This window comes from Mesorhizobium sp. C399B, from assembly GCF_030323185.1.
Taxonomy (GTDB): Bacteria; Pseudomonadota; Alphaproteobacteria; order Rhizobiales; family Rhizobiaceae; genus Mesorhizobium.
This window is the reverse complement of sequence record NZ_CP100472.1, coordinates 1598939-1620173: the sequence shown is the minus strand read 5'-3', so window position 1 is coordinate 1620173 and position 21235 is coordinate 1598939. Positions and strand designations below refer to the sequence as shown.

Below are 21235 nucleotides of genomic sequence, written 5' to 3'. Positions count from 1 at the left end.
AGCTTTCTGAGGTCGACTGGGGTATTTCGATCAGCTTGCCGCAGTTTGCAAGGCAAATTGCGACGCAAAAAAACCCCGCCGGGAGGGCCGGCGGGGTTCAATGCATCCCGCTGGAGTCGGGACGGGGCAGGGAACGCCCAGGCTTGAATCTGGGGAGGGCGGCCGCTCTATTCAATGAGCCGGTTCTAATACCAGTACAATTCTTGCTGAACCGGGATTGCTGTCCGCAGCTCGACCCATCCCGATCTGCCGGGATGGGTCCTTGTTGTCGATCTGATTCCAGAAAGCTGCTCAAGCCATTGGAAAGCAGATCAATTGTTACTCGCCACCGGTGCCACCAGCGAGGTGATGCGACGGATGCCGACACGGCGGTTCTCGCGGTTGGGCGCCGTGGTGTTGACCTTCAGGTATTCCTCGCCATAGCCCTGAGTGGTCAGGTTTTCCGGCGGGATCCCGAAGGCATTGGTCAGCGCTTCGGCGACAGACTCAGCGCGCCGGTCGGACAGAGCAAGGTTTGCTTCCGGCGTGCCAACCGCATCGGTGTGGCCTTCGATCAGGAAGGTTTCGGCCGGGTTCTTCTTCAACAGTTTCTCCATGGCCGTGGCGACGCCTTCCAGTTTCTGCACTTCGGTGTCGGATATCGAGGCCGAGCCGAACTCGAAGTTCAATGTATCGAGGTCGACGCGACGGGCAATGTCGCGCACGCGCGCCGAACGCTTCACTTCGTCGATGGAATAGAGGCGCTGGACCTTCTCCACCGGCGGTTGTTCGAGGAACTCGTAATAATCGTCCGGGCTTTCGACATCTTCCGAATCGAGGATGTACTCGCGGCGCGGGATGGTGAGCCGCATCGGCGGCAGGTCGTCACCGGGATCGCGCCAGTCATTGTCGTCGTCATAGCTGCGCTCGTCGACATAGCTCAGCACATATTCGTGCCCATCCGGCGTGATGCGCGATCGCCTGATGACGTCGCCATTGCGGTTGCGGATGGTGACGATCTGGATGCCATTGTCGCGCTCGACGATTTCCCGAGAGCGATCGCCCGACAGTTCCTCATAGTAAACATTCCTGGCGCCGCGGTGCATGCGCGGAGCGTCATTGCTTTCCACGATCGTCTGGTTGTTGAACTGCAGGATGACGCGGTCGCCGAGTTCCTTGACGACGTCGACGCCTTTCGGACGCCGGCGGTCGCGGACGTTCTCATCGGGTGCACGCTCGACGCGTTTGCCTTTTTCCTCCGTCACCGGGGCGATCTTTTCTGGCTGAATTGCCTGCTGAGCTGACTTGTCGTCGGTGGGCGGCGGTCCCTGGTCGACCGGAGCCGGCTTCGGGGCTTGCGCCTCGGTGCCGCCCTGCGCGGGCTGCTCGCCCGTCTGGCCGCCAGCATTCTGGCCGTTCCCATTTTGGCCGTTCCCATTTTGGCCGTCGCCATTCTGGCTGTTGCCGCCCTGGTCCTTGCGGTGCTTGCGCCTGGCATCCTTCTGGCTGTCCAGGATGGGTGCTTCGTCGGGGTTGGCCGTGGCTTCGCCTTGCGCCGGCGTCTCACGTTGCGCGGGCTGCTCGGCATTGGCCGGTTGCTCCGCAGGCTGTGGTTCACCGGTCGCAGGCTGCTGTTCGCCCGTCACCGGCTGTTCGCCGACAGTTTTTTTGCCGTGCTTTTTCGCCTGATCCTTCGGCTGTTCACCTTCGGCGGGAGCCGCTTGCTGATCGGCCGGGGGCTGAATCGGCTCGGCCTGCGGCGCGGGCTCTTCGGCAGGCGCAACTTTGACGTCTGGCGCTTTGTCGGCAGGCGCGGCCTCGATCTGCTGATCCTGCTTGCGCTTTTTCTTGCCCGACTTGTTGTCGTTTGCCGGCGCCACCTGTTCGGTGGGCGCTGCCTGCTCGGCAGGCTGCTGGGCCGGCTGTTCAGCGGGCGCCGCTTCGATCTGCTGTTGGTCGCGCTTCTTCTTGCGTGGCTTTAGCGGCTGTTCTTCATTTGCCGGAGCTACCTGTTCGGCCGGTTGTTCAGCCGGTGCTGCCTCGATCTGCTGCTGGTCACGCTTCTTCTTGCGTGGCTTGAGCGGCTGCTCATCGGTCGCCGGCGCTGCCTGGGCGCCGCCCTCATCCGCAGGCGCCGCCTCGATCTGCTGCTGTTGATTGCGCTTCTTTTTGCGCGGCTGCTGTTCCTCGGCGGCAGGTGCGGCCTGTTCGGCCGGGGCCTGCTCGGTCTGCTGCTGATCCCGCTTCTTCCTGCGCGGCTGTTGTTCCTCGGCGGCAGGGGCGGGTTGCTCTGCAGCCGGTGCAGGCTGCTCGGCGGCCGGCGCTGCCTGTTCGGCCTGCTGGCGTTTCTTTTTGCGCGGCAGTTCCTGGTCGGTCTGCTGACCATCTGCAGCAGGGTCGTCCTGGACCAGGATCAGTGGCGCGGCCGTGTGCTGCAAGGGGCCGAAAACGGCGTTGCCCTGCAACGGGGATGCGCCCAACGGCGCGGATGCCATAAGCAGGCCAAGTGCCGTACCTGCCAGTACCCGTGGTTGGCGTTTCATCTTAAATTCTCCTTGTGGGGTCCCATCCCTGCCCAAACTGTCCTTGACCGGATTGGTTCCGGTTTGCAGGCATTACCCGCACCCAAGGACGATTGACCGGCGTTTTGAAGGCAACTTCATGTTTTTCCTATGGTGCGGCCGGAACCTGAAGTCACACAACAGCTTGACCTTGCCGCATGCGGAGGCCACATCTCGACTCATAATGGAAACGCCGTTCTGGAAGACCAAGACGCTGGAAGCGATGACGCCCACCGAGTGGGAATCGCTGTGCGACGGCTGCGGAAAATGCTGCCTGTCTAAACTCGAGGACGAGGATACCGGCGAGATCTACTGGACATCAGTCGGCTGCCGGCTGTTCGATGGGCAAAGCTGCCGCTGTTCGGACTATGCCAACCGGCTGGCGCGCGTGCCGGACTGTGTCGGGCTGACGCCGCAGAATGTGCGCACCATCACGTGGCTGCCGAAAACCTGTGCCTACCGGCTGGTTGCCGAGGGGCACGACCTCTATTGGTGGCACAGGCTGGTGTCGGGAAGTGCCGAGACCGTTCATGATGCCGGCATCTCCATGCGCGGCCGCGTCCGCGCCAGTGAGACCGATCTGGCCGAGCCGGACGACTATTTCGACTATATGCTCGATGACGAGCCCTGAGCATTCTGGAACGGACGCTGCCATAGGGCGTTCTGCGCCATTGGACGTTTTTGACGGTCAGGATCGTTTGCAGCGGTGGAAGGGGCGGTTGCTTTCAACCTGTCGGGCAGATTAACCGAAAATGAACGGCCGGTTCGCGAAGAGTTCAGATTGCAAGGAGCATTCTCCCCCCATCGGTTCGACCAAGACGGGCGCAAGCCCTCAACAAGGAGAGAAGACAATGTTCAACTCATTCAAGACGGCAGCCCTTTCGGGTCTCGTAGCTCTCGGCACCCTTGCCGCAGTGCCCGCTCAGGCGGACTCGATCTATCTCGGCTTCGGCAACAACCATGACCGCCGCGTCGGCGTCTACACCGGCGACGATGAGGACGGCTTTCGCCGTGACCGCAATTGGCGCCGCTGCTCGCCGGACCGCGCCCTCGACAAGGCCGAGCGCATGGGCCTGCACCGCGTCCGCATCGTCGATGTCAATCGCCGCGTGGTGAAGGTCGCCGGCCGCCAGTATGGCGATCGCGTAGTGGTCGTGTTCGCCAATGAGCGCGGCTGCCCGGTTATCTATCGCTAAGAGAACCAGACTGATCTTCTGCGAAGATCAGTCTGGGATACGACCTTCTGCGAAGGTCGATCCGGAGGCATGTTCCTCTGCGAGGATCAGCCTGGAGTAGCGGCATGACCCTTCTAGGGTCAGCCAGGAGCCCCTTTCCCTTCGCGGAAAGGTGCGGCTCGAAAAAACCCCGGAGGCCAGTCCTCCGGGGTTTTTCATGTCGGAAATCTGCGGTTCCGGCCGACGGGTTCAGCAGAACCGCGCCCGGCCCGGCGGCCTGCTACTTAAGCTCGAATGTAACTGTTACCTGCACGGCGTAGGCATTCTCGCCGGCCTGCACGGGAACCGCGGCGCCTGCCGCATCGAAGGCCTTGGCATTGATCGGCATCGGCGCCGGCGCAACGTTCTGGTCGGTGATTTCCAGCACCCGGCCGATGCTGACGCCGGCGGCTTCGGCCAGCGTCTTGGCCTTGGCCATGGCATCGGCGACCGCCTTCTTGCGGGCTTCGGTGACGGCAGCTTTCGGGTCTTCGTTGGAGAACGAAATGCCTCCGCCCTGATTGACGCCGAGCGACACAGCCTTGTCGAGAATCTCACCTGTTTTGTCGATGTCGCGGATGCGCACCGAGAGTGTGTTGGTCACCTGGTAGGCGACAAGCTCGGCTTCCTGGCTGCCGTCCGGTTTGTTGGTGTAGTTGTAACGCGGGTTGATCTGGATGCCGGCGGTCTGCAGGTCGCGGTCCTTGATCCCTGCCGACTTCATTGCCGCGATCACGGCGGCCATGGCGTCGTTGTTGGCGTCGAGTGCCGCGCGTGCGGTCTTGGCCTCGCGCATGACGCTGAGCGTCAGCAGCGCCAGGTCAGGCGCCACGGTCGACTGGCCTTCACCCGACACGATGATGCGGGGCGGGGGCAGCGAATCGGCAGCGCTTGCCATCGCCGGAAAAGCGATCGCGGCGGCAAGTGCGAGCGGCAAAATATGTCTGGTCATGAAAATCTCCTCGGTGTGCGATCCAGTCGCGCCTGTCGACTAGGGCGCGAATATGGGCTGATTTGGGCGATCTCGGCCAGCCCGTCCGGAAAGCCTTGTGCCGCGCAAGGAAAAACACTAATCCAGCGCGCGTGGGGCCTGTAGCTCAATGGTTAGAGCCGGCGGCTCATAACCGCTTGGTTGGGGGTTCGAGTCCCTCCGGGCCCACCATTCTTAGTCCGACATGATGCGGCTAAGTGTGCTACTTCGGCACAATACCTAGAAAGTGCGCAATTCTCGGCCAATAGCGTCTTGCCCGGTGCGAAGACATCTCTCTGGATTGTTGGTACATTTTTTGGTATGCCAACAGCGACGAACGGAAATACCAACACATGCCTCTCTCTGATGCTGCTTGCCGGAACGCGAAGGCCGGCGATAAGCCGCGTAAGCTAAGCGACGGCGGCGGGCTCTTTCTGCTTGTGCAGCCAACAGGAGGAAAACTTTGGCGGCTCGCCTATCGCTTCCAGCTAAAACAAAAGACACTAGCTTTTGGAGCTTTCCCTGCGGTTGGATTGAAGGATGCACGCTTTCTGCGCCAAGGTGCAAAAGAGCTCCTCGCTAAAGGGTTGGATCCTTCTGAGCAAAAGAAGATCGCGAAGCGTGAAGCACAACTTGAGGCTTCAAATACGCTCGGAATGGTGGCTGAGGAGTGGTTTGACGCACGAAAACACGCTTGGACGCCGGGGTACTCAGATCGAATATGGCGCCGCCTTCAGTCTGATGTTCTCAGCGTCATGGGGAACCGACCCATTAATGGCATTGAGCCACCTGAGCTACTGGACGTGATCCGCGCGATCGAAAGACGTGGTGCCGTCGTGCTGGCCAAGCGAATATTGCAGGTCACCGGGCAGGTGTTTCGCTATGCGATCGCGAGTGGAAGAGCATCGCGAGATCCGTCTCAAGATCTGCGAGGTGCGTTGCGGAGTCCTGGATCGACAAAGCATCGCGCCGCCCTTAAAGCCGGCGAGTTGCCGGAATTCCTTCGCAGCCTCGAGCAATATCAAGGCGACCGAACTACGACACTGGCTCTGAAGCTGATTGTGCACACGTTCCTGAGGACGGCCGAGGTGAGGTTCGGCCAGTGGCAAGAACTTGAGGGTCTTGATGGGGATTCACCGTTGTGGCGGATTCCGGCTTCTCGGATGAAAACACGAAATGAGCATCTGATCCCGCTTACACCGCAAGTGACGGCGATTCTAAGAGAATTGAAGCATCTAGCAGGGACAAACCGGCAAATGCTGCCGGCGCCAACCAAGGACGGCGTGATTTCTCAGAACACATTGATCTACGCTCTCTACCGAATGGGCTACCATTCGCGAGCAACCGTCCACGGTTTTCGCGGCACAGCTAGCACTGTTTTGAATGAGCATGGCTTCAATCGGGATTGGATTGAGCGGCAGCTTGCGCACACCGAACGCAGCGATGTTCGCGCCGCCTATAATACAGCGGAATGGTTGGCTGACCGGCAAAAAATGCTGATTTGGTGGTCTAACTACCTTGATGATGCACGAGCGAAACGGCTCGCGAATGCCTCCTAGTTTCTTGAAGACCCAGTAAAGTCTGAGTGCCAGAATGCTAAGGAACGCCGGAGGTTAAGCATGAAATTCACAAAAAAAATTCAAGATCTAGATAGCGTTGTCCGAGATCTCGTCGAAAATAGACATCCTGGTTTCAAAAAAATTTACAATGCGATTGCAGATGAATTAGATTTGGATGAAATCGATGCGGAAGCAGCGGATCTTGCAATCCGCAATGAGGCGTTATCGCCAACGAGTAAAATCACTACGTTATCTGAAGAGCAGCGCAAGCTCCTCGATGAGGCTCTCGACTTAAAAGACGATTTTCGTGAAAAACCTGAAGCTGAACTGCGATTTACGCTATCAGAAAGTCGAGCCAGTTCTTCACCGTCCAGGGATCTAGATGACCAGTGGCTTTTCTTCAACAAGGCGATGTGTGTGGCGGATTTTTTCAAGTGGAGCAAAATGGCGACGTGGTCTGCAGAAGAGGCAGCCTCATTGTGTTTAGGAAAGCCGCCCGAGGACGTCAATGCAACATCCCTCTTACCATTTGTTGGAAGGTCCGCGTTTGTCCAAAGGTATAATGGGCTGCGAACGTTGATCGAGCGTGCTGTACAGGCCGGGCATCTCGGAACCGGCCTTCCCGCGTCGAACCCCATCGATCCAGAGCGCTTCATAGCCTGGGCAAGGCAAATGGAAATAGAGTTGCCACCGGAGATGATTAAAGCAGTCTCTTCTAGCCGCAAAGCGATGGAGGAGCGCGAAGCATCGCTAGCTCAGCTGAAAAGCGAGCGTGATGAACTTGTAAAACGGGTTGAGGAGCTCCAAGCGAAAGATGACGAAAAGGAGTTGGGAAAAGTAGAGCGGAATAAATTGCTTACAATGATAGCGGGTATGTCTCGTAGATATAATTACGAGCCATCGAAAATTAGAAGCAATGTTGCGGCGAGGATAGAGACTGATGTCAAGCTTGCTGGGCTGGAATTATCTCCAGAAACAATTCTGAAAAGGCTGCGACAGGCTGAAGCGTTGCGGGCAAAAATATCGGACGCTAAAAACAGCTAAATCGATTGTATTGCATGATGTGTCTAAACCGGGTCTTAAGCAAAGGCTTATCTGCTTGGCTTCAGCTTAGCTCGTCGGAGCATGGGGTACTGTGTACTTCCGGCTTAGAAAACGTTTGCGCCTCTTACCAGTGGTGGAGCCGACACCGGCGTATTCCAGAAAGATCGATATCGCTACCATAATACAATTGAACTTCTACAGTTGTCGCGACACGGCGAGATCACTCGGCTTTGCGTCATAGAGAGGCACCAATACCCAGACTTCCAAGCTGGCTATGAGGGTTCGATTCCCTTCACCCGCTCCAGTTTCTAAATCGATGGGTTAGAACCACATTTATTCGTTTTGGTGACGATTTTCGAGGGTTTTTAGAAATTAGAACCCTCTGAAACCCGCAGAAATCCGCCATTGTCTGAATCGGTCTTTTTCGGTCTGTGGCTCGTTTGTGGCTCGTTTCCAGCGTCTGATGGCGACGGCTTGTGGCGCTTGTGGCAATCCACCTGAGGCAGAAATGCCGCCACGGATGGGCGGTCGGCCAGGATTTTTGAAGGCGAGATAACTCAACGAAGCAAGCGTTCGAGTTCACCACTCCCGACGCCGCGCGGGCGGTGACATTTTGTCGTAGCTGTCGAGGTCTTCCTCCGGATCAGGATCGAGCGAGGAAAAGGGACGGGCATCTTCCAGCAGCAAAAGCGAGACGACAAAGTCGTACTGCTCGGCGAAGATCGTCATCTCGCGAGCCGACTCCCGCAACCAAACCCCGGCATCGTGGTCCACGCCCGTCCGGCCGTCGACCAGGAGGTTTTGCTTCGCGGCAAGCGACGATGCTGGAATCTCGATGGGGCCGGCACTGGTCTTGAAATACGCTCGAGTTTTGAGGGCGGGTGTACTAGACCGGGCCCACAGAATGTAGCCGTCCCGTGAGACAACGAGTATCGCGCGCTTGCTGGTGTAGTGGAGCCAACGCAGCACCGCTGCGATCAACGATACCCGGTAACGGTCGGCACAGTGGGCAATCATGTCGAGATCGACCTTCGTCCGTTCGGGAATCTGGCGCCTGAAGTCATCCAGTGGCATTAGGAAGTTCGCGGCGAAAACATTTGCCTGGTGCTCAAGCTGGCCATATTCCGAATCCCATGCGACTTGCTGCTGGCTGCAATAGAAGCCGTCAGGGTAGGCAACGCGGTGCAGCAGGTAATGGCCGAATTCGTGCGCCAGCGTGAAATTGATGCGGCCCAGCGATGCCATTGAATTGTTGTAGATGATTCCCCAGCCCTTCTTGCCGGCCGGAGCCTTGAACAGCGCGCCATCAAACTTTGGAAGAATGTCGCCCTCGACGCTGATAATGGGGTCGTCGGCCCACTTCTTGGCCGAGTATTCCTTCGCGATCATTGGAATATCGATCGGGAATCGCTCGCCGCCCAGCGCCGCATTCAGCAGATGGGTTATTTCAAAAGCCCATCGCTCTGCGGTGAACGGGGCGGTCATTCATCATCACCCATCAGGTCGACCATCCGGCGAATCTTGTCTTTGATGCCGGGGTCCATGTTCTGGTACTTGCGGAAGAAGGCTGTGTCCTTCGCGTCCTCAACCTGCACATTCGAGGTGAGATCGAGCAGGTAGTCGGTTGTGACGTCGAGGGCTGCCGCGATCTTCGCAACCTTGTCCGCAGAAGGGCGGGGCGGGTCCTTGTTCTCCAATTCCCAAACGTAGCTTTTGCTAGAGTCGGCCAGCTCGGCAAGCCGGTCCAGCGTAAATCCCTTCGCCTTGCGAAGCGTTCTGATCTTTTCGCCAAGCGGCGTTGTCATTTCACTTCTCCCTGTAAAATCAATGTTCAGAGTAGCAGTACAAGGAGTGCTTGACAACAGGTACCTAGCCCGGTAGGCTGTTCGGAGTAGACATACTTGAAATTCTCTTATTTCAAAAGGAGCCTAGATATGGTGTCGAAACGTGGTCAAGAGACGCATCATGTGGTAACAAACCCTAATGGGGGCTGGGATGTCAAGCGGGGCGGCAGCGCGCGCGCCAGCGGGCATTTCGACACCAAACAGGCGGCAGTCGACTACGGACGGGAGGTCAGCCGCAACCAGCATACCGAATTGCGCATCCACAACCAGGATGGGCGGATCGGCCAGAGCGACAGCCACGGCCGAGACAAGTTTCCGCCTCGCGGATAGACGGCCGCGCCATCTCGGCGCGGCCTCTTCAAGTTCGGCAACCGCCGACGAAAGTGAAAACGATGAAGCATTCGACAGCCTATGCCGAAGAACTCCCCAAGGGCATCCAGCGCAGCCGCGCACTTCCTGACGAAACCTTGGGCGCCCTTTGGGATTCGATCATTCTGGATGCGCAGCTGAAAGGGCAGCTTCTGTTCCAGGCGGTTCTGAATTTCACGATGCGCGGCAAGGTCGATCGCAGCGTCATTCCGCTTCACGGCGTCATCCTCCTGGTAGGCAAGCCGGGCACGGGCAAGACGTCGCTGGCGCGCGGGCTCGCGCACCGGACAGCCAAAGCATTTCCTGGCGGCGGGTTCCGCCTTCTTGAAGTCGAGCCGCACACGCTGACCAGTTCCGCGATGGGCAAGACTCAGCGGGCGGTGTCCGATCTCTTTTCGCAGTCCATTGCGGAAGCAGCAATGCGCGGACCGACAATCGTCCTGCTCGACGAGGTCGAAACCCTAGCGGCCGACCGCTCGAGGATGAGCCTCGAAGCCAACCCCGTCGACATCCACCGCGCAACCGACGCCGTGCTCGTCCAACTCGATCTTCTCGCCGAGCGGTTCCCGAATCTGCTCTTTGTTGCGACCAGCAATTTTCCGCAGGCCGTCGACAGTGCATTCACATCGCGTTGCGACCTAGTTTTGCAGGTGCCGATGCCAGACCAAGAGGCGTGTGGGCGCATTCTCACCGATTGTCTGACCGGCCTCAGCCGCACTTACCCTGCCATCGGCAAATTGGTGTCCCCCGCAGCGATTGACCGGTGCGCGGCGGAATGCGTCGGCCTGGACGGGCGGGCCATCCGCAAGATGGTGGCCAACGCCCTTGCCAGCAGCCCCGACACTGCAATGGACCCGTCGCTTCTGAAAATGGACGCGATCGTGAAGGCGGCACGCGCCGCGAAGGAAAATCGGGGCGAGGGAGGGATGGGCAAATGAGCAGCGTCGTCCGTCGCACCTTCTGCAGCACGCCTCAGCGCGACGCCATGGAGACGTGGACCGCGATCGTTGACCTTCTCACACAGGGCAAGTCTGGAACGGCACGGACCGAGCTGTTGGCGGTCGGTGGAATCGCCGCCAGCCTGATCGCCGATCAGGGCCCGAAGGACGCCGCCATCGTCACGACCTGCGATGGTCCGCGCACGAGGATTTACTGCCTCTACGACGATGACGCTATCGACGGATCGGACGCGAACGAGGACTCGCTCGGCTTCGATCCTCTGACGGGCGACTGGCAGGTGTCGCTGCCCTGCCAGCGGGACGATCTGACCTGGGTACAGGCTGCCCTCAAGAAACACAGTAGCCGGGTGGTTGCGCGCGACGTGGCGGAAGCGATCACGCCTGCCAACAGCGACGGCAATGCGGAAGCGGCGCAGACAATGACCCTCGACCCGAAGGGATTTCTCGGATCATGACCAGCGTTTCAGTAAACACCTACACCCATTCGGTCACCTACGTGGCCGACAACATCCTGAAGAGCTTCAAGGACATCATTCGGCTCAGCGGGCTCGATCCGTCAAACCTGGTGAATAGCTGGGAGAGCAAGATGCGCGCGCTTAAGACCTGGCTCGGTACCGGGGATCTCGAATCTGTCGTTCTCGAGATTTTCAACCCGAAGACCGGCGGGTTGATCACGCGCTGGGACATCGATGTCGTCTACAACTGGTCGTCGGGCAATGGCAGTTTCTGGACCGACACGGAACAGCTGAAATACCACATTCGCAAAGCCGGCATCGCCCCGTCCGATGCCAGCTATGAGATTCTGCTGCACACAAAGCCGAACCGTCCCGACGTCGATGGCTGGAGCAAAGGCGCGTACCGGTCGACCGACGGCATGGTGCGGCAGAGCCTGGGTTCGACGGTCGAACATAACGGTCTTGGCGGCAACACAGCATATTGGAGGAAGAACTGATGCTCACGGTCGATGAGGCATTCCGCAAGTTCAAGAGTCGGCTGGAGCTCAACGACAGGGAGCAGAAGAACGCATCCGCAAGGCAAACGGACGTGCGCGACTACCTCTTCGGCAAGTTCGCGGTTGCAGACAGTTTTCTGACCGGCTCCTACAAGCGCCATACCAAGACCAAGCCCCTTAAGGACATCGACATTTTCTTCGTTCTGAAGGACGCGGAGCGGCATTACCGCGACAAGGCACCGACAGCGGTGATCGACGATTTTGCGAAGGCGCTCGTCGACAAGTATGGGGAGAAGGCTGTGCGAAAGCAAAGCCGGTCCGTCAATGTCGATTTCGGCGTCGTCGTCGATGCCGACGACAATACGGACTATCGCATCCTGAGCGTGGACGTCGTTCCGGCGTTCGTCGCCGGCGACAACTACGAAATTCCCGATACCCATACCGGCAAGTGGATAAAGACCAATCCGAAAATTCATGCTGAGAAGGCGACCGCTGCCCACCAGGCTTTCTCCAACGAATGGAAGGGGCTAGTGCGCATGGTCAAATACTGGAACAACAACACGCGGCACCGCGAGAAGCCGATCAAACCGTCCTTCCTGATCGAGGTGATGGCGCTCCAATGCTTGTATGGCGACTGGCAGGGTCGCTTCGACTACGAGCTGCAAGGCTTCTTCTCCACGCTTGCAGACCGTATTTTCGACGAATGGCCCGATCCCGCTGGATTAGGCCCGGCTATTAGCAATGGGATGGACCAGACCCGGAAGCAACGTGCTCGCGACCTGCTAATGGCCGCAAGCCGCGAAGCCTCGGTGGCTATCGATCATGGCCGCAATGGCCGGAACGGTGATGCGTTGAAGGCTTGGCGCGCACTGTTCGGTGCGAAGTTTCCGCTGTCATGAAGGAGAGTAGCGATGGCTGAAGCAGTCACCGCCCGGTGGCATGGGGACAACTATCAGGCCCGCATTTTCTGGGAGAATGCGTTCAATCTGCTTATGCCAAGTTCATGTGTGGTCGAAGTGACCTTCGAGGCGAATGGGCCAAAGGCTTTCGACGACATCGTCGTGAAATACGACCCTCCCGTCGTCAGGTCAGGCAGCGAACGCGTGCCGGCCGACTATCACCAGGTGAAGTGGCACGTTGAAACCGGCGGCCGTTTTGGCTTCGAGGACTTCACCGATCCCGAGTTTATCGGCGCGAAGTCGACTTCGTTGCTTGAGCGCTTGAGGGACGCCCGTCTGGTCGCACCGCCAGGTTCCCACTTTACGTTTCTGACGACCTACCGCGTCAAGGACGATGATCCTCTGGCTAGGCTAATCTCTGGCAATGATCGTACCCTGCTTGTTGAGAAATTGTTCGAAGGCACCACCGACAAGAGCAAGTTGGGCAAGGTCCGTAAGCGCTGGCGTGAACATCTCAAGCTCGGCACTGATGAGGAATTGAAGGCTGTCGTTCGCGGTCTGCGCATCATCGACGGTCACCGATCGCTGGAGGAGCTACGCGCACAGATAAACTACAAGGCTACGGTGGTCGGCGTTCTGGCCTGTAATGAAGCGGAGTCCGACTTTCGGTACGATGAGCTTGCCCGCCAGCTGAAGGTCCGACAACTGAGTGCTTTGACGCGCGAAAGCCTGCTGCAGCTTTGCCGTGACGAGAACCTGTGGGTCGGCAGAGTAGCCGAAGACGACAAGTTTCTAACCGTTGCGATCCGCAGCTTTCTTGGACCTGCGGCCGATATCGCCGGTGCGGCGTCCGAACACACCTTGCTTCTGACGGACGAATTTCGTCAGCGCTACCTGCAAGACGGCTATCACTGGCAGCGGGACATCCGGCCCAAGGTTGAAGGCTTTCTGCGCGACGCGGTGAAGCTATCTCCGCGCCTTCGCCTGATCATGGACGCGCATGCGTCCATCGCATTCCTGGCAGGGACGGTTCTCGACACAAAATCTGCCGTTCAAACCGAGCTCGTTCAGAAAGGCCGAGTGGGCGCGCGCGTCTGGCGAGCAGATGACGATACCGCCAACAAGGGTGCGCGTTTCGAAGTATCCGAGGAACGGCTTGGAGAGGGGCGAGAGATCGCCGTCGTCGTCAGTGTGGCACAGCCGGCGCTGCCGCAGGCACGCGCCTACGTGAATGCAAACCTGCCGACGGTAGGCCAACTGATCTCATTCTCGATGCCGGGGGGGCCGGGCCAGCAGAGCGTGGCCGGCGGCGCCCATGCCGCCGCTCTGGCGGAGCAGATCGCGCACCATCTTCGTGCTATCAAAACCGGCGATCCTGACGTGATCGTTCACATCTTCCCGGCATGCCCGAACACCATGCTCTTTTATCTCGGCCAGAATCATCAGGGCATCGCGCCGTGCATCGTGTACGAGTTCGATTTCGACCGGTTGGGCAACAAGACCTACCATCCGTCTGTCGTGATGGAATAGCGCCGATCTCCTTCATTGTCTTACGGAAAATCGATCCGCTTAACCCTTGCGAGTTGTGGCTGAAATAGCCATTATGGACCGACTTGCGCGGGGCCTCATTCGATGAAAATCATGTCTGCGAAGGACGCGAAAAACGCGTTCGGGCTCTTGCTCGACACCGCGCGTGCCGAGCCCGTAACGGTTGAGAAGCACGGCCGGGCTGTAGTCGTTGTGATGAGCGTGGAGGAGTTTGATCGGCTCAATCGTGCCCAGGCCGATGATGGTAGATCGAAAGGACAGCGGCAGCAGGCCGTTAAACGATAGGCCTTCTGAAGGGGCGAAGGCATATGATGACCAATGAAGCCGATACTTGCCGAAAATATGTCGTTCCGCGGTTGCAGGCCGCGGGCTGGGACAATGATCCGCATTCGATAGCCGAACAGCGGTCGATAACGGACGGTCGCGTTATTCCCGTGGGAAAGGGTTTCGTGCGAAAACCGCCCAAACGGGTAGACTATTTGCTGCGTCACAACCGTGATTTCCCACTTGCGGTTGTCGAAGCCAAGGCAGGGTACAAGACCGCGGCCGATGCCGTGCAACAGGCACGCAGCTATGCCGAAATGCTCGGGCTAAAGTTTGCTTACGCTACGAACGGGTCCGATGTCATCGAAATTGATTACTTTACTGGACAGGAAAACCGTGTCTCGACGTTCGCGACCCCCGATGAATTGTGGGTGCGCTATCAAGCAGGGTCAGGCATCACGAACCAGGCGCAGGCGGCACAACTTCTAGCTCCCTACAATCATGTCGGCGGGAAGACACCACGCTACTACCAGCAGATCGCGATCAACCGCACGATCGAAGCCATCCTTGGTGAAAGGAAGCGTATCCTCCTTACGATGGCGACGGGCACGGGGAAGACGATGGTCGCCTTTCAGATTTGCTGGAAGTTGTGGTCGACCCGTTGGAACTGCAGCGGCGCGCATCGCAAGCCACGCATTCTTTTTCTAGCGGATCGAAACATCCTAATCGATGATCCCAAGGACAAAACGTTCGCGCCGTTCGGCGATGCACGTCACAAAATTGAATCTGGAGAAGTCGTTTACAGCCGAGAAATGTATTTCGCAATCTACCAGGCCCTTGCGGAGGACGAGCGGCGCGAAGGCCTTTTCAGAGATTACCCCCCCGATTTTTTTGATCTCATTATCGTCGATGAATGCCATCGAGGCAGCGCGCGCAGTGACAGTTCATGGCGGGGCATCCTCGAACACTTCAAGCCAGCCTACCAGCTCGGCATGACCGCTACACCGCTGCGCGACGATAACCGCGATACGTATCTGTATTTCGGGAATCCCATCTACGAGTACAGCCTGCGGCAGGGTATCGATGACGGTTTCCTTGCCCCCTACCGGGTACATAGGGTGGTGACGGCTTGGGATGCAGCCGGTTGGCGTCCTAGCAAGGACGAGCTTGACCGCTATGGCCGGGCAATTCCGGATGACGAGTACCAAACAAGGGACTTTGAGCGTGTTGTCGCCTTGCGGGCGCGTACTCTAGCGATCGCACGGCATCTGACCGACTTCCTGAAAAAGACCGACCGGTTTGCAAAGACGATCGTGTTCTGTGTGGACCAGGAACACGCCTCGGAAATGCGCGAGGCCCTCGTCAATTTGAACTCCGATCTAGTTGCTCAATATCCTGACTATGTCGCCCGCGTAACCGCAGACGAGGGTGCTATCGGCCGCGGCCATCTCTCGCGTTTCCAGGATGTCGACAAGAAAACGCCCGCCATCCTGACTTCATCGCAATTGCTGACCACCGGAGTCGATGCCCCCACGTGTAAAAACGTCGTCCTGTCACGCATCGTGGGTTCGATGAGCGAATTTAAGCAGATCATCGGGCGTGGAACACGCCTGCGCGACGACTACGGCAAGCTGTGGTTCAATATCGTCGACTATACCGGAACTGCAACCCGGATGTTTGCCGACCCGACGTTCGACGGCGATCCAACCCGGATCACCGAAGAGGAGATCGGCGAGAACGGCGAAACAACGTCCACAACGGAAGTCGAGACTGGAGGGGAAGATGCGGGAGGGGGTGAAGCCGGGCCTGTCATTATCGAGCCGCCCACCGGTGAGCCGCGCAAGTTCTATTTCGATGGCGGTCAAGTTGAAGTTGTTGCCCACCTTGTTCATGAACTAGACCCCAACGGAAAACAGCTGCGCGTGCTTAAATACACGGAGTACGCTGCGGAGAGTGTTCGTTCGATCGCCCCCTCGTCAGTAGACCTCCGTGAACGCTGGGCCGACGCTGAAAAACGTGCTGAGATCATTGAAGCGCTGGCCGAGCGCGGAATCGATTTTGGTGAACTGATCGAGCAAGTGGGTCAGCCAGAGGCCGACCCGTTCGATTTGCTATGTCACCTTGCATTTAATGCCCCTTTGCGGACCCGGCGGGAGCGGGCGCAGCGTCTGAAGTCCGAACGAAAGGATTTCTTCGATCGCTATTCACCCGAGGCGAAAGAGATACTCGACGAACTCCTCGAGAAGTACGCAGAACATGGCGACGCGCAATTTCTGCTGCCGGACGTTCTTCGGGTCCCGCCCATTTCAACCCACGGCCAACCTGCGGAGATAATCAGGCTATTCGGCGGTCCCGAAGAGCTTCGGCAGGCCGTAAACGACTTACAGGGATTCCTTTATGGCTCAGCCTAAGAAAACGTCCGGCATAGAAGCTGGCTCGACCATCACGTCGGCACAGGTGCTTGGTAGTGTGCTTAAGACGGCGCGTGACATCATGCGCAAAGATAAAGGGCTGAATGGCGATCTCGACCGACTGCCCCTACTTACCTGGATCATGTTTCTCAAGTTTGTTGACGACTTGGAGCTGCAGAGAGAGGAGGAAGCCCGCCTTGGTGGGCCCAAATTCCGCCCTGCAATCGAGGCGCCGTATCGCTGGCGCGACTGGGCGTCTAATAGCCAAGGCGTTACCGGCGAAGAATTGCTGGCGTTCATTAACAGTGACGCGACTGTGCGCCCTGATGGCACAAAGGGTCCAGGTCTGTTCGCCTACCTTCGGTCATTGTCGAGTTCGAACGGAGATAGCCGACGCGATGTGATAGCCACTGTCTTCAGAGGCGTAGATAACCGTATGAAAAGCGGCTACCTGCTTCGCGATGTGATCAACAAGGTAGCGACAATTCACTTCACTTCTTCTGAGGAATTGCACACGCTGGGGTCATTATATGAGACAATGCTGCGTGACATGCGCGATGCGGCTGGCGACTCCGGCGAATTCTACACTCCGCGTCCTGTCGTACGTTTCATGGTGGAGGTGACGGACCCGCGGCTTGGCGAGACTGTCCTTGACCCCGCGAGCGGCACCGGCGGCTTTCTGGTGGAATCTTTTCGCTACCTCGAAGAGCAAGTTAAGACAGTCGCGGACCGCAAGACTCTCCAAACCGGGAGTCTCTTTGGGTGTGAGCCGAAGTCGCTTCCATACCTTCTTTGTCAAATGAACCTGCTGTTGCATGGGCTCGATGCTCCCCAGATCGATCCGGACAATGCGCTACGTGCCAAGCTATCAGAGATGGGCCAAAGGGACCGTGTCGATGTGATCCTCACAAATCCGCCATTTGGCGGCGAGGAGGAAAGAGGCATTCAAGGCAACTTCCCTGACGATCGGCGGACCTCGGAAACGACCCTACTTTTTTTGCAGTTGATCATGCGGAAGCTAAAGCGCAGCGCGTCGACCGCTGCCAGCCCCGCGAGAGCTGCGGTGGTCGTGCCGAACGGTACACTGTATGAATCAGGTGTCGCACAAAAACTCCGCGAAGACCTTCTAACGGATTTCAACCTTCACACAGTATTACGCCTTCCTAAGGGTGTATTTGAACCTTATACCGACATCGCGACGAATATTCTGTTTTTTGACACTGGTCGTTCTACAAACGAGGTGTGGTTTTACGAACATCCCTTGCCAGAGCACAGAGCTCATCTGAAAGGGAAGAAATATTCAGCCACCGATGGACTGACTTGGGAGGAATTCAAGCCAACATTGGAATGGTGGCCGAACAGAGTAGAGAACGACGCCGCCTGGAAACTTACTTTCGAGGAGATTGAGAAGCAGGACTTTGATCTGGCCCAAGTGCACCCCCGACATAAGTCGGTGTCTTTCGCGGATCCGGCCGGGATCGTGGACGAGGTAAAGATTCTGATGGAGCGCTCCAATTCCATCATTCGGACGATAGAAGCAGAGCTTTTATCCCTTTCTCGGTTGAGCGCCCCAAACGTTCCTCTGGGAGATATAATATCGAAGCGTAGAGAGACAGTCAGGATTGCTGACGAGGAGTACTATACGCGTCCGACTGTGCAGATGCACTTTCGTGGTGCGAAGATACGGGATCGTGTCCAAGGAGCAGTCATCGGGACAAAGAATCAATTCACGATTTACGCCAATGATCTGATCCTTTCACGCATTGATGCACGCAATGGTGCCATGGCGATTGTGCCAACAGCACTCGATGGCGGCATAGCCACGAACGATTTTCCAGTCTTTGAGATCGATACGAGTCGCGTTGACCCGCAGTACCTAAGGTTCGCGCTATTTCAGCCCGAAATGCTACGCATCTATGAGAATCTAAGCCGAGGCTCTACGAATCGGCGACGGATCGCCGTCGACGAGTTCTTAAGGCTGCAGATACCGCTTCCAGAAGGATTGGATGAGCAAGAGGCTGTCGCGAAATTGTTGATGCGCTCCGAGCTAAACATCGAGAACTTGTCGGAGCATCTCGGCGGAACGATTGAGGAGATTCGATCTCTCATTAGTGCTTCGCTTTTCCATGTGTTTGCCGCGAAGTCGTGACGGACCGACATGGTTTTGTCTAGTCGCCTTACGGGGCACCTTTCCTCGCTTTCTTCACGTGCACAAGGAATTTCTCTGGGGATTTGCGTGGGCAGTTTGACTGGTCGCTTCTCAGTGTGCCTGAAGCATCACACCGTTCGTGCATCCGTCGAGGCGTCCCGATGATCGAAGAGCCATATTCCGACGAGCCTATCTTTGTCGAACGCAGAGGGGCAGATGCGGGCCTCAATCCCATGTTCGGAGAGTGGCAGAAGACGTTCAACTTCGCGCCTGTACCATACGGGGATGGCGGGGCCAGATTGCGGGCATTCCACGAGGCCATTGCCACCGAGCTCACGAACAAGTGGATATATTCCCACGAGGTCCAGCTCGATATTACGCTGAACCTTGATGTCCAGACTGTTCTAGAAACATCGGATACGGCTGATCTCGACAACTACGCAAAGGCCATTCTCGACGGGCTCAAAGGCCCACGCGGCATTATGTTCGACGATACACAAGTGCAGGCGCTCGCGATCTCTTGGCTGGACGGCTACGGCGATCCTAGCTTCAAGGTGTCTGCGAGAAGTTCGCCCGACGATTTCGTGCTTAAGCCGGCTGAATTTTATGAAATGCCGGACGGGCTTTGGTACCCTCATGGTCGCATCGTCTGGAGCAATGGCGGCGAAGAGCCCCTTCCTGACAAAAGCCATTTCATAGGTCTGTCGATTATCGAACTCATGAGTTCGGTGAAGACGCGCGCTCGCGCCGAAATGCGCAATGCCGGCGCCGACCGTCTGCGCGCCTATCAACGCGGGAAGTATCTGTCATCAATGGCGCGGGGTTACCCGCGCGGACGGATTGCTGACAGCGGCTTCACTTTGCAGCCAAGGCGCGAATGGCAAGAGGCTAGGCGTATTTGGAGAGAGGCGAATCCCGGTGAGATCGACGACATAGAGCACGCTCTTTCGGAACTCCGAAAAAGCTACGACACGATGATAGAGGTGCTTGCCGGCCGCCTCCCAGCAGACGACAGGGGCCGATGAATCACCAGCCCGGATTCTCGCCCAGAGCCTTCCTACGAAGCCGGAAAGCGGCCCTCGTGCATTTTTCGACCGTCATGGCCGGGCGCTTGGATCTTACCTTTCCGAACGACTTACGGCAGGCGAAGACGATGAAGGGAGTGCCCCTGTCGTTCTCAACCATTTTGGCAGGTGACACGAATCCACACATGGCCGGTCGTGGCGGTGCGGAAGGCAGTGTCGGGCTGCTCGTTGATATCGGGCCTGATACAGTTATCAACTCCGTTTCGCCAGACGACAGCGGGAGCAATGTGGACGGCTCGCTTGGTCTCGATCCCACTGATGAAAACTGTAAAAACAGCATCGACAATCGTCTCACCAGCAACGAATGGCATGTGAAGGATTACGTGCCAGTCGGCATATTCCTCCTAGCGCCGATTGTCGTTCGTGAAGTCCATGAGATTGGCGGTGCCTTGACGCCTATTGAAGTGAAAATCGGCCTTGAAACGATCTTGATGCATTTTCCCGGCGAGCGGGTTTTCAGTGCCAACGAGCGACATTCCTTGAGTGGGATCGTGTTGCCAGCCAATGGCAAGCTGTCGGCTATGACGACATGTTGCTAAAGTCATGGGAAATTATATAGCATAAACAAACGAGTTCTCAGTTTCATCCTGTCGGGCGCCCCGCCCAACGATCTTAGCCAATCTCGTATTGCGGCGCCCGAGAGGCTATCAACGGTAATGAGTTCCCATTTTCGCACACTCGCGGCGCTAAGCCGAATTGTTTGGCGCTAAGCCGAATTCGTCTTAGCGGTTTTCCGATCGTCCTCAGCTCGCTCAATCTCCGCTAACACCGGCGTCTTTCCTCTTAAGGAGTTGTCGCCGATGCCCCAGAATACCCTACTGCCCGCGACTGGCTTTGTCCGGCTCGCATCCATCCTCGCGCCTCAAGGCCCGATCCCTGTTTCTCGTTCGACTTGGTGGGCCGGCGTCCGCGCCGGCAAATTCCCGCCGTCGATGAAGCTCGGCCCGCGTACCACCGTCTGGCGGGTCGAAGACATTCGCGCGCTTATAGAAGGAGGCGTCGATGACCGCTGACAGCATCGATGCCGACGGCGCTTATTTGGGCTGCGCCGAAATAACGTCCCAGCAGGGCTTCGAAGCCGTCATTGCAGCGCGCCGCAACGCAGCGCGCCGCAGCCTGCACGAGACCATCTTGGCCCAGGTTACCGGCCAAGACGCGGTGGACAGCATCAACTAGGCCTAGGTTGGACGAGCTCTGGGCCGATAAAGCCATTTCATGTTCGAAGTTGGCGGCACGCTCGAAAACGCAAGCGGGAGGCCGAATCCTCTGACTCAGTGCCGCACGCAGAAGTAAGTGCAGAGAGAGAGCCGTGAACTGCGCTAGCAATCGCATTCGGCATCAACGAACCATGTCCATAACATGAGCACAGCGTCAACCGACCGTTGGCGAACCTTAAACGAAGGATACGTAATGCCTGACCAAACACAT

At 57.7% G+C, this 21235-nt stretch carries 21 protein-coding genes and 1 tRNA gene; 18 read left to right on the top strand and 4 right to left on the bottom strand.

Annotation, left to right across the window (positions count from 1 at the left end; genetic code table 11):
- Window positions 1–311: 311 nt before the first annotated feature.
- Window positions 312–2522 carry an OmpA family protein gene (locus tag NLY36_RS07560; protein ID WP_023697091.1) on the bottom strand — a complete coding sequence of 737 codons (2211 nt, stop codon included), beginning with the start codon at window positions 2520–2522 and terminating at the stop codon, window positions 312–314.
- A 202-nt stretch (window positions 2523–2724) separates the two neighbouring features.
- Between NLY36_RS07560 and NLY36_RS07555 the strand changes: the two genes are divergently transcribed.
- On the top strand, window positions 2725–3171 hold the full coding sequence (locus NLY36_RS07555; protein WP_023672465.1) for a YcgN family cysteine cluster protein: 447 nt from the start codon (window positions 2725–2727) through the stop codon (window positions 3169–3171).
- 220 nt (window positions 3172–3391) lie between these two features.
- The gene (locus tag NLY36_RS07550) at window positions 3392–3736 is read left to right on the top strand and encodes a hypothetical protein (RefSeq protein WP_023672466.1); all 345 of its coding nucleotides are present in this window, start codon (window positions 3392–3394) and stop codon (window positions 3734–3736) included.
- Window positions 3737–3995: 259 nt separating this feature from the next.
- Here the strand turns inward: NLY36_RS07550 and NLY36_RS07545 are convergent, their stop codons facing one another.
- Complete coding sequence (locus NLY36_RS07545) at window positions 3996–4706, bottom strand: SIMPL domain-containing protein (RefSeq protein WP_023672467.1); 711 nt, start codon at window positions 4704–4706, stop codon at window positions 3996–3998.
- 134 nt (window positions 4707–4840) lie between these two features.
- Here NLY36_RS07545 and NLY36_RS07540 point away from each other — a divergent pair.
- The 3 genes from NLY36_RS07540 to NLY36_RS07530 all read left to right on the top strand — a co-directional run bounded on the left by NLY36_RS07540 (window position 4841) and on the right by NLY36_RS07530 (window position 7327).
- A tRNA-Ile gene (locus NLY36_RS07540) sits at window positions 4841–4916 on the top strand.
- 161 nt (window positions 4917–5077) lie between these two features.
- A complete protein-coding gene (locus tag NLY36_RS07535; RefSeq protein ID WP_023734947.1) occupies window positions 5078–6283 on the top strand; it encodes a tyrosine-type recombinase/integrase in 1206 nt (401 codons plus the stop codon).
- 60 nt (window positions 6284–6343) lie between these two features.
- A complete protein-coding gene (locus NLY36_RS07530) occupies window positions 6344–7327 on the top strand; it encodes a hypothetical protein (protein WP_023734946.1) in 984 nt (327 codons plus the stop codon).
- Between the two features lie 579 nt (window positions 7328–7906).
- Here NLY36_RS07530 and NLY36_RS07525 read toward each other — a convergent pair.
- Together NLY36_RS07525 and NLY36_RS07520 are read right to left on the bottom strand one after the other, a co-directional pair.
- Window positions 7907–8812, bottom strand: coding sequence for an ImmA/IrrE family metallo-endopeptidase (locus tag NLY36_RS07525; protein ID WP_023734945.1), 906 nt, complete (start codon window positions 8810–8812; stop codon window positions 7907–7909).
- Window positions 8809–9132 carry a helix-turn-helix domain-containing protein gene (locus tag NLY36_RS07520; protein WP_023734944.1) on the bottom strand — a complete coding sequence of 108 codons (324 nt, stop codon included), beginning with the start codon at window positions 9130–9132 and terminating at the stop codon, window positions 8809–8811. The genes NLY36_RS07525 and NLY36_RS07520 overlap by 4 nt, the downstream gene beginning before the upstream one ends.
- A gap of 129 nt (window positions 9133–9261) precedes the next feature.
- Between NLY36_RS07520 and NLY36_RS07515 the strand changes: the two genes are divergently transcribed.
- From NLY36_RS07515 to NLY36_RS07455, 13 genes are all read left to right on the top strand, one after another.
- Entirely contained in the window at window positions 9262–9501 is a 240-nt protein-coding gene (locus NLY36_RS07515) for a DUF2188 domain-containing protein (protein WP_023734943.1), read from the top strand.
- A gap of 62 nt (window positions 9502–9563) precedes the next feature.
- A complete protein-coding gene (locus tag NLY36_RS07510) occupies window positions 9564–10478 on the top strand; it encodes an AAA family ATPase (protein WP_023734942.1) in 915 nt (304 codons plus the stop codon).
- Entirely contained in the window at window positions 10475–10954 is a 480-nt protein-coding gene (locus NLY36_RS07505) for a CBASS system Cap8 protein (RefSeq protein WP_023734941.1), read from the top strand. Before NLY36_RS07510 ends, NLY36_RS07505 begins: the two co-directional genes overlap by 4 nt.
- Complete coding sequence (locus NLY36_RS07500; protein WP_023734940.1) at window positions 10951–11451, top strand: hypothetical protein; 501 nt, start codon at window positions 10951–10953, stop codon at window positions 11449–11451. The genes NLY36_RS07505 and NLY36_RS07500 overlap by 4 nt, the downstream gene beginning before the upstream one ends.
- Window positions 11451–12350, top strand: coding sequence for a CBASS oligonucleotide cyclase (locus tag NLY36_RS07495; protein ID WP_023734939.1), 900 nt, complete (start codon window positions 11451–11453; stop codon window positions 12348–12350). Before NLY36_RS07500 ends, NLY36_RS07495 begins: the two co-directional genes overlap by 1 nt.
- A 12-nt stretch (window positions 12351–12362) precedes the next feature.
- Complete coding sequence (locus tag NLY36_RS07490; protein WP_023734938.1) at window positions 12363–13880, top strand: SAVED domain-containing protein; 1518 nt, start codon at window positions 12363–12365, stop codon at window positions 13878–13880.
- 102 nt (window positions 13881–13982) lie between these two features.
- The gene (locus NLY36_RS07485; protein WP_023734937.1) at window positions 13983–14183 is read left to right on the top strand and encodes a type II toxin-antitoxin system Phd/YefM family antitoxin; all 201 of its coding nucleotides are present in this window, start codon (window positions 13983–13985) and stop codon (window positions 14181–14183) included.
- 26 nt (window positions 14184–14209) lie between these two features.
- Complete coding sequence (hsdR, locus tag NLY36_RS07480) at window positions 14210–16573, top strand: EcoAI/FtnUII family type I restriction enzme subunit R (protein ID WP_023734936.1); 2364 nt, start codon at window positions 14210–14212, stop codon at window positions 16571–16573.
- Complete coding sequence (locus tag NLY36_RS07475) at window positions 16560–18722, top strand: N-6 DNA methylase (RefSeq protein WP_023734935.1); 2163 nt, start codon at window positions 16560–16562, stop codon at window positions 18720–18722. The genes hsdR and NLY36_RS07475 overlap by 14 nt, the downstream gene beginning before the upstream one ends.
- Before the next feature lie 161 nt (window positions 18723–18883).
- Window positions 18884–19747 carry a RusA family crossover junction endodeoxyribonuclease gene (locus NLY36_RS07470; protein ID WP_023734934.1) on the top strand — a complete coding sequence of 288 codons (864 nt, stop codon included), beginning with the start codon at window positions 18884–18886 and terminating at the stop codon, window positions 19745–19747.
- 56 nt (window positions 19748–19803) lie between these two features.
- The gene (locus NLY36_RS07465; RefSeq protein WP_156933158.1) at window positions 19804–20346 is read left to right on the top strand and encodes a hypothetical protein; all 543 of its coding nucleotides are present in this window, start codon (window positions 19804–19806) and stop codon (window positions 20344–20346) included.
- Window positions 20347–20607: 261 nt separating this feature from the next.
- Window positions 20608–20820 carry a helix-turn-helix transcriptional regulator gene (locus tag NLY36_RS07460; RefSeq protein WP_081726958.1) on the top strand — a complete coding sequence of 71 codons (213 nt, stop codon included), beginning with the start codon at window positions 20608–20610 and terminating at the stop codon, window positions 20818–20820.
- Window positions 20810–20983, top strand: a complete 174-nt coding sequence (locus tag NLY36_RS07455) for a hypothetical protein (protein WP_023734932.1) — start codon at window positions 20810–20812, stop codon at window positions 20981–20983. The genes NLY36_RS07460 and NLY36_RS07455 overlap by 11 nt, the downstream gene beginning before the upstream one ends.
- Window positions 20984–21235 lie beyond the last annotated feature (252 nt).

Excerpts from the sequence above, each read along its gene's own strand:
- NLY36_RS07560 (WP_023697091.1), bottom strand. The coding sequence starts at position 2,522 with ATGAAACGCCAACCACGGGTACTGGCAGGTACGGCACTTGGCCTGCTT.
- NLY36_RS07555 (WP_023672465.1), top strand. The coding sequence starts at position 2,725 with ATGGAAACGCCGTTCTGGAAGACCAAGACGCTGGAAGCGATGACGCCC.
- NLY36_RS07550 (WP_023672466.1), top strand. The coding sequence starts at position 3,392 with ATGTTCAACTCATTCAAGACGGCAGCCCTTTCGGGTCTCGTAGCTCTC.
- NLY36_RS07545 (WP_023672467.1), bottom strand. The coding sequence starts at position 4,706 with ATGACCAGACATATTTTGCCGCTCGCACTTGCCGCCGCGATCGCTTTT.
- NLY36_RS07535 (WP_023734947.1), top strand. The coding sequence starts at position 5,078 with ATGCCTCTCTCTGATGCTGCTTGCCGGAACGCGAAGGCCGGCGATAAG.
- NLY36_RS07530 (WP_023734946.1), top strand. The coding sequence starts at position 6,344 with ATGAAATTCACAAAAAAAATTCAAGATCTAGATAGCGTTGTCCGAGAT.
- NLY36_RS07525 (WP_023734945.1), bottom strand. The coding sequence starts at position 8,812 with ATGACCGCCCCGTTCACCGCAGAGCGATGGGCTTTTGAAATAACCCAT.
- NLY36_RS07520 (WP_023734944.1), bottom strand. The coding sequence starts at position 9,132 with ATGACAACGCCGCTTGGCGAAAAGATCAGAACGCTTCGCAAGGCGAAG.
- NLY36_RS07515 (WP_023734943.1), top strand. The coding sequence starts at position 9,262 with ATGGTGTCGAAACGTGGTCAAGAGACGCATCATGTGGTAACAAACCCT.
- NLY36_RS07510 (WP_023734942.1), top strand. The coding sequence starts at position 9,564 with ATGAAGCATTCGACAGCCTATGCCGAAGAACTCCCCAAGGGCATCCAG.
- NLY36_RS07505 (WP_023734941.1), top strand. The coding sequence starts at position 10,475 with ATGAGCAGCGTCGTCCGTCGCACCTTCTGCAGCACGCCTCAGCGCGAC.
- NLY36_RS07500 (WP_023734940.1), top strand. The coding sequence starts at position 10,951 with ATGACCAGCGTTTCAGTAAACACCTACACCCATTCGGTCACCTACGTG.
- NLY36_RS07495 (WP_023734939.1), top strand. The coding sequence starts at position 11,451 with ATGCTCACGGTCGATGAGGCATTCCGCAAGTTCAAGAGTCGGCTGGAG.
- NLY36_RS07490 (WP_023734938.1), top strand. The coding sequence starts at position 12,363 with ATGGCTGAAGCAGTCACCGCCCGGTGGCATGGGGACAACTATCAGGCC.
- NLY36_RS07485 (WP_023734937.1), top strand. The coding sequence starts at position 13,983 with ATGAAAATCATGTCTGCGAAGGACGCGAAAAACGCGTTCGGGCTCTTG.
- hsdR (WP_023734936.1), top strand. The coding sequence starts at position 14,210 with ATGACCAATGAAGCCGATACTTGCCGAAAATATGTCGTTCCGCGGTTG.
- NLY36_RS07475 (WP_023734935.1), top strand. The coding sequence starts at position 16,560 with ATGGCTCAGCCTAAGAAAACGTCCGGCATAGAAGCTGGCTCGACCATC.
- NLY36_RS07470 (WP_023734934.1), top strand. The coding sequence starts at position 18,884 with ATGATCGAAGAGCCATATTCCGACGAGCCTATCTTTGTCGAACGCAGA.
- NLY36_RS07460 (WP_081726958.1), top strand. The coding sequence starts at position 20,608 with ATGCCCCAGAATACCCTACTGCCCGCGACTGGCTTTGTCCGGCTCGCA.
- NLY36_RS07455 (WP_023734932.1), top strand. The coding sequence starts at position 20,810 with ATGACCGCTGACAGCATCGATGCCGACGGCGCTTATTTGGGCTGCGCC.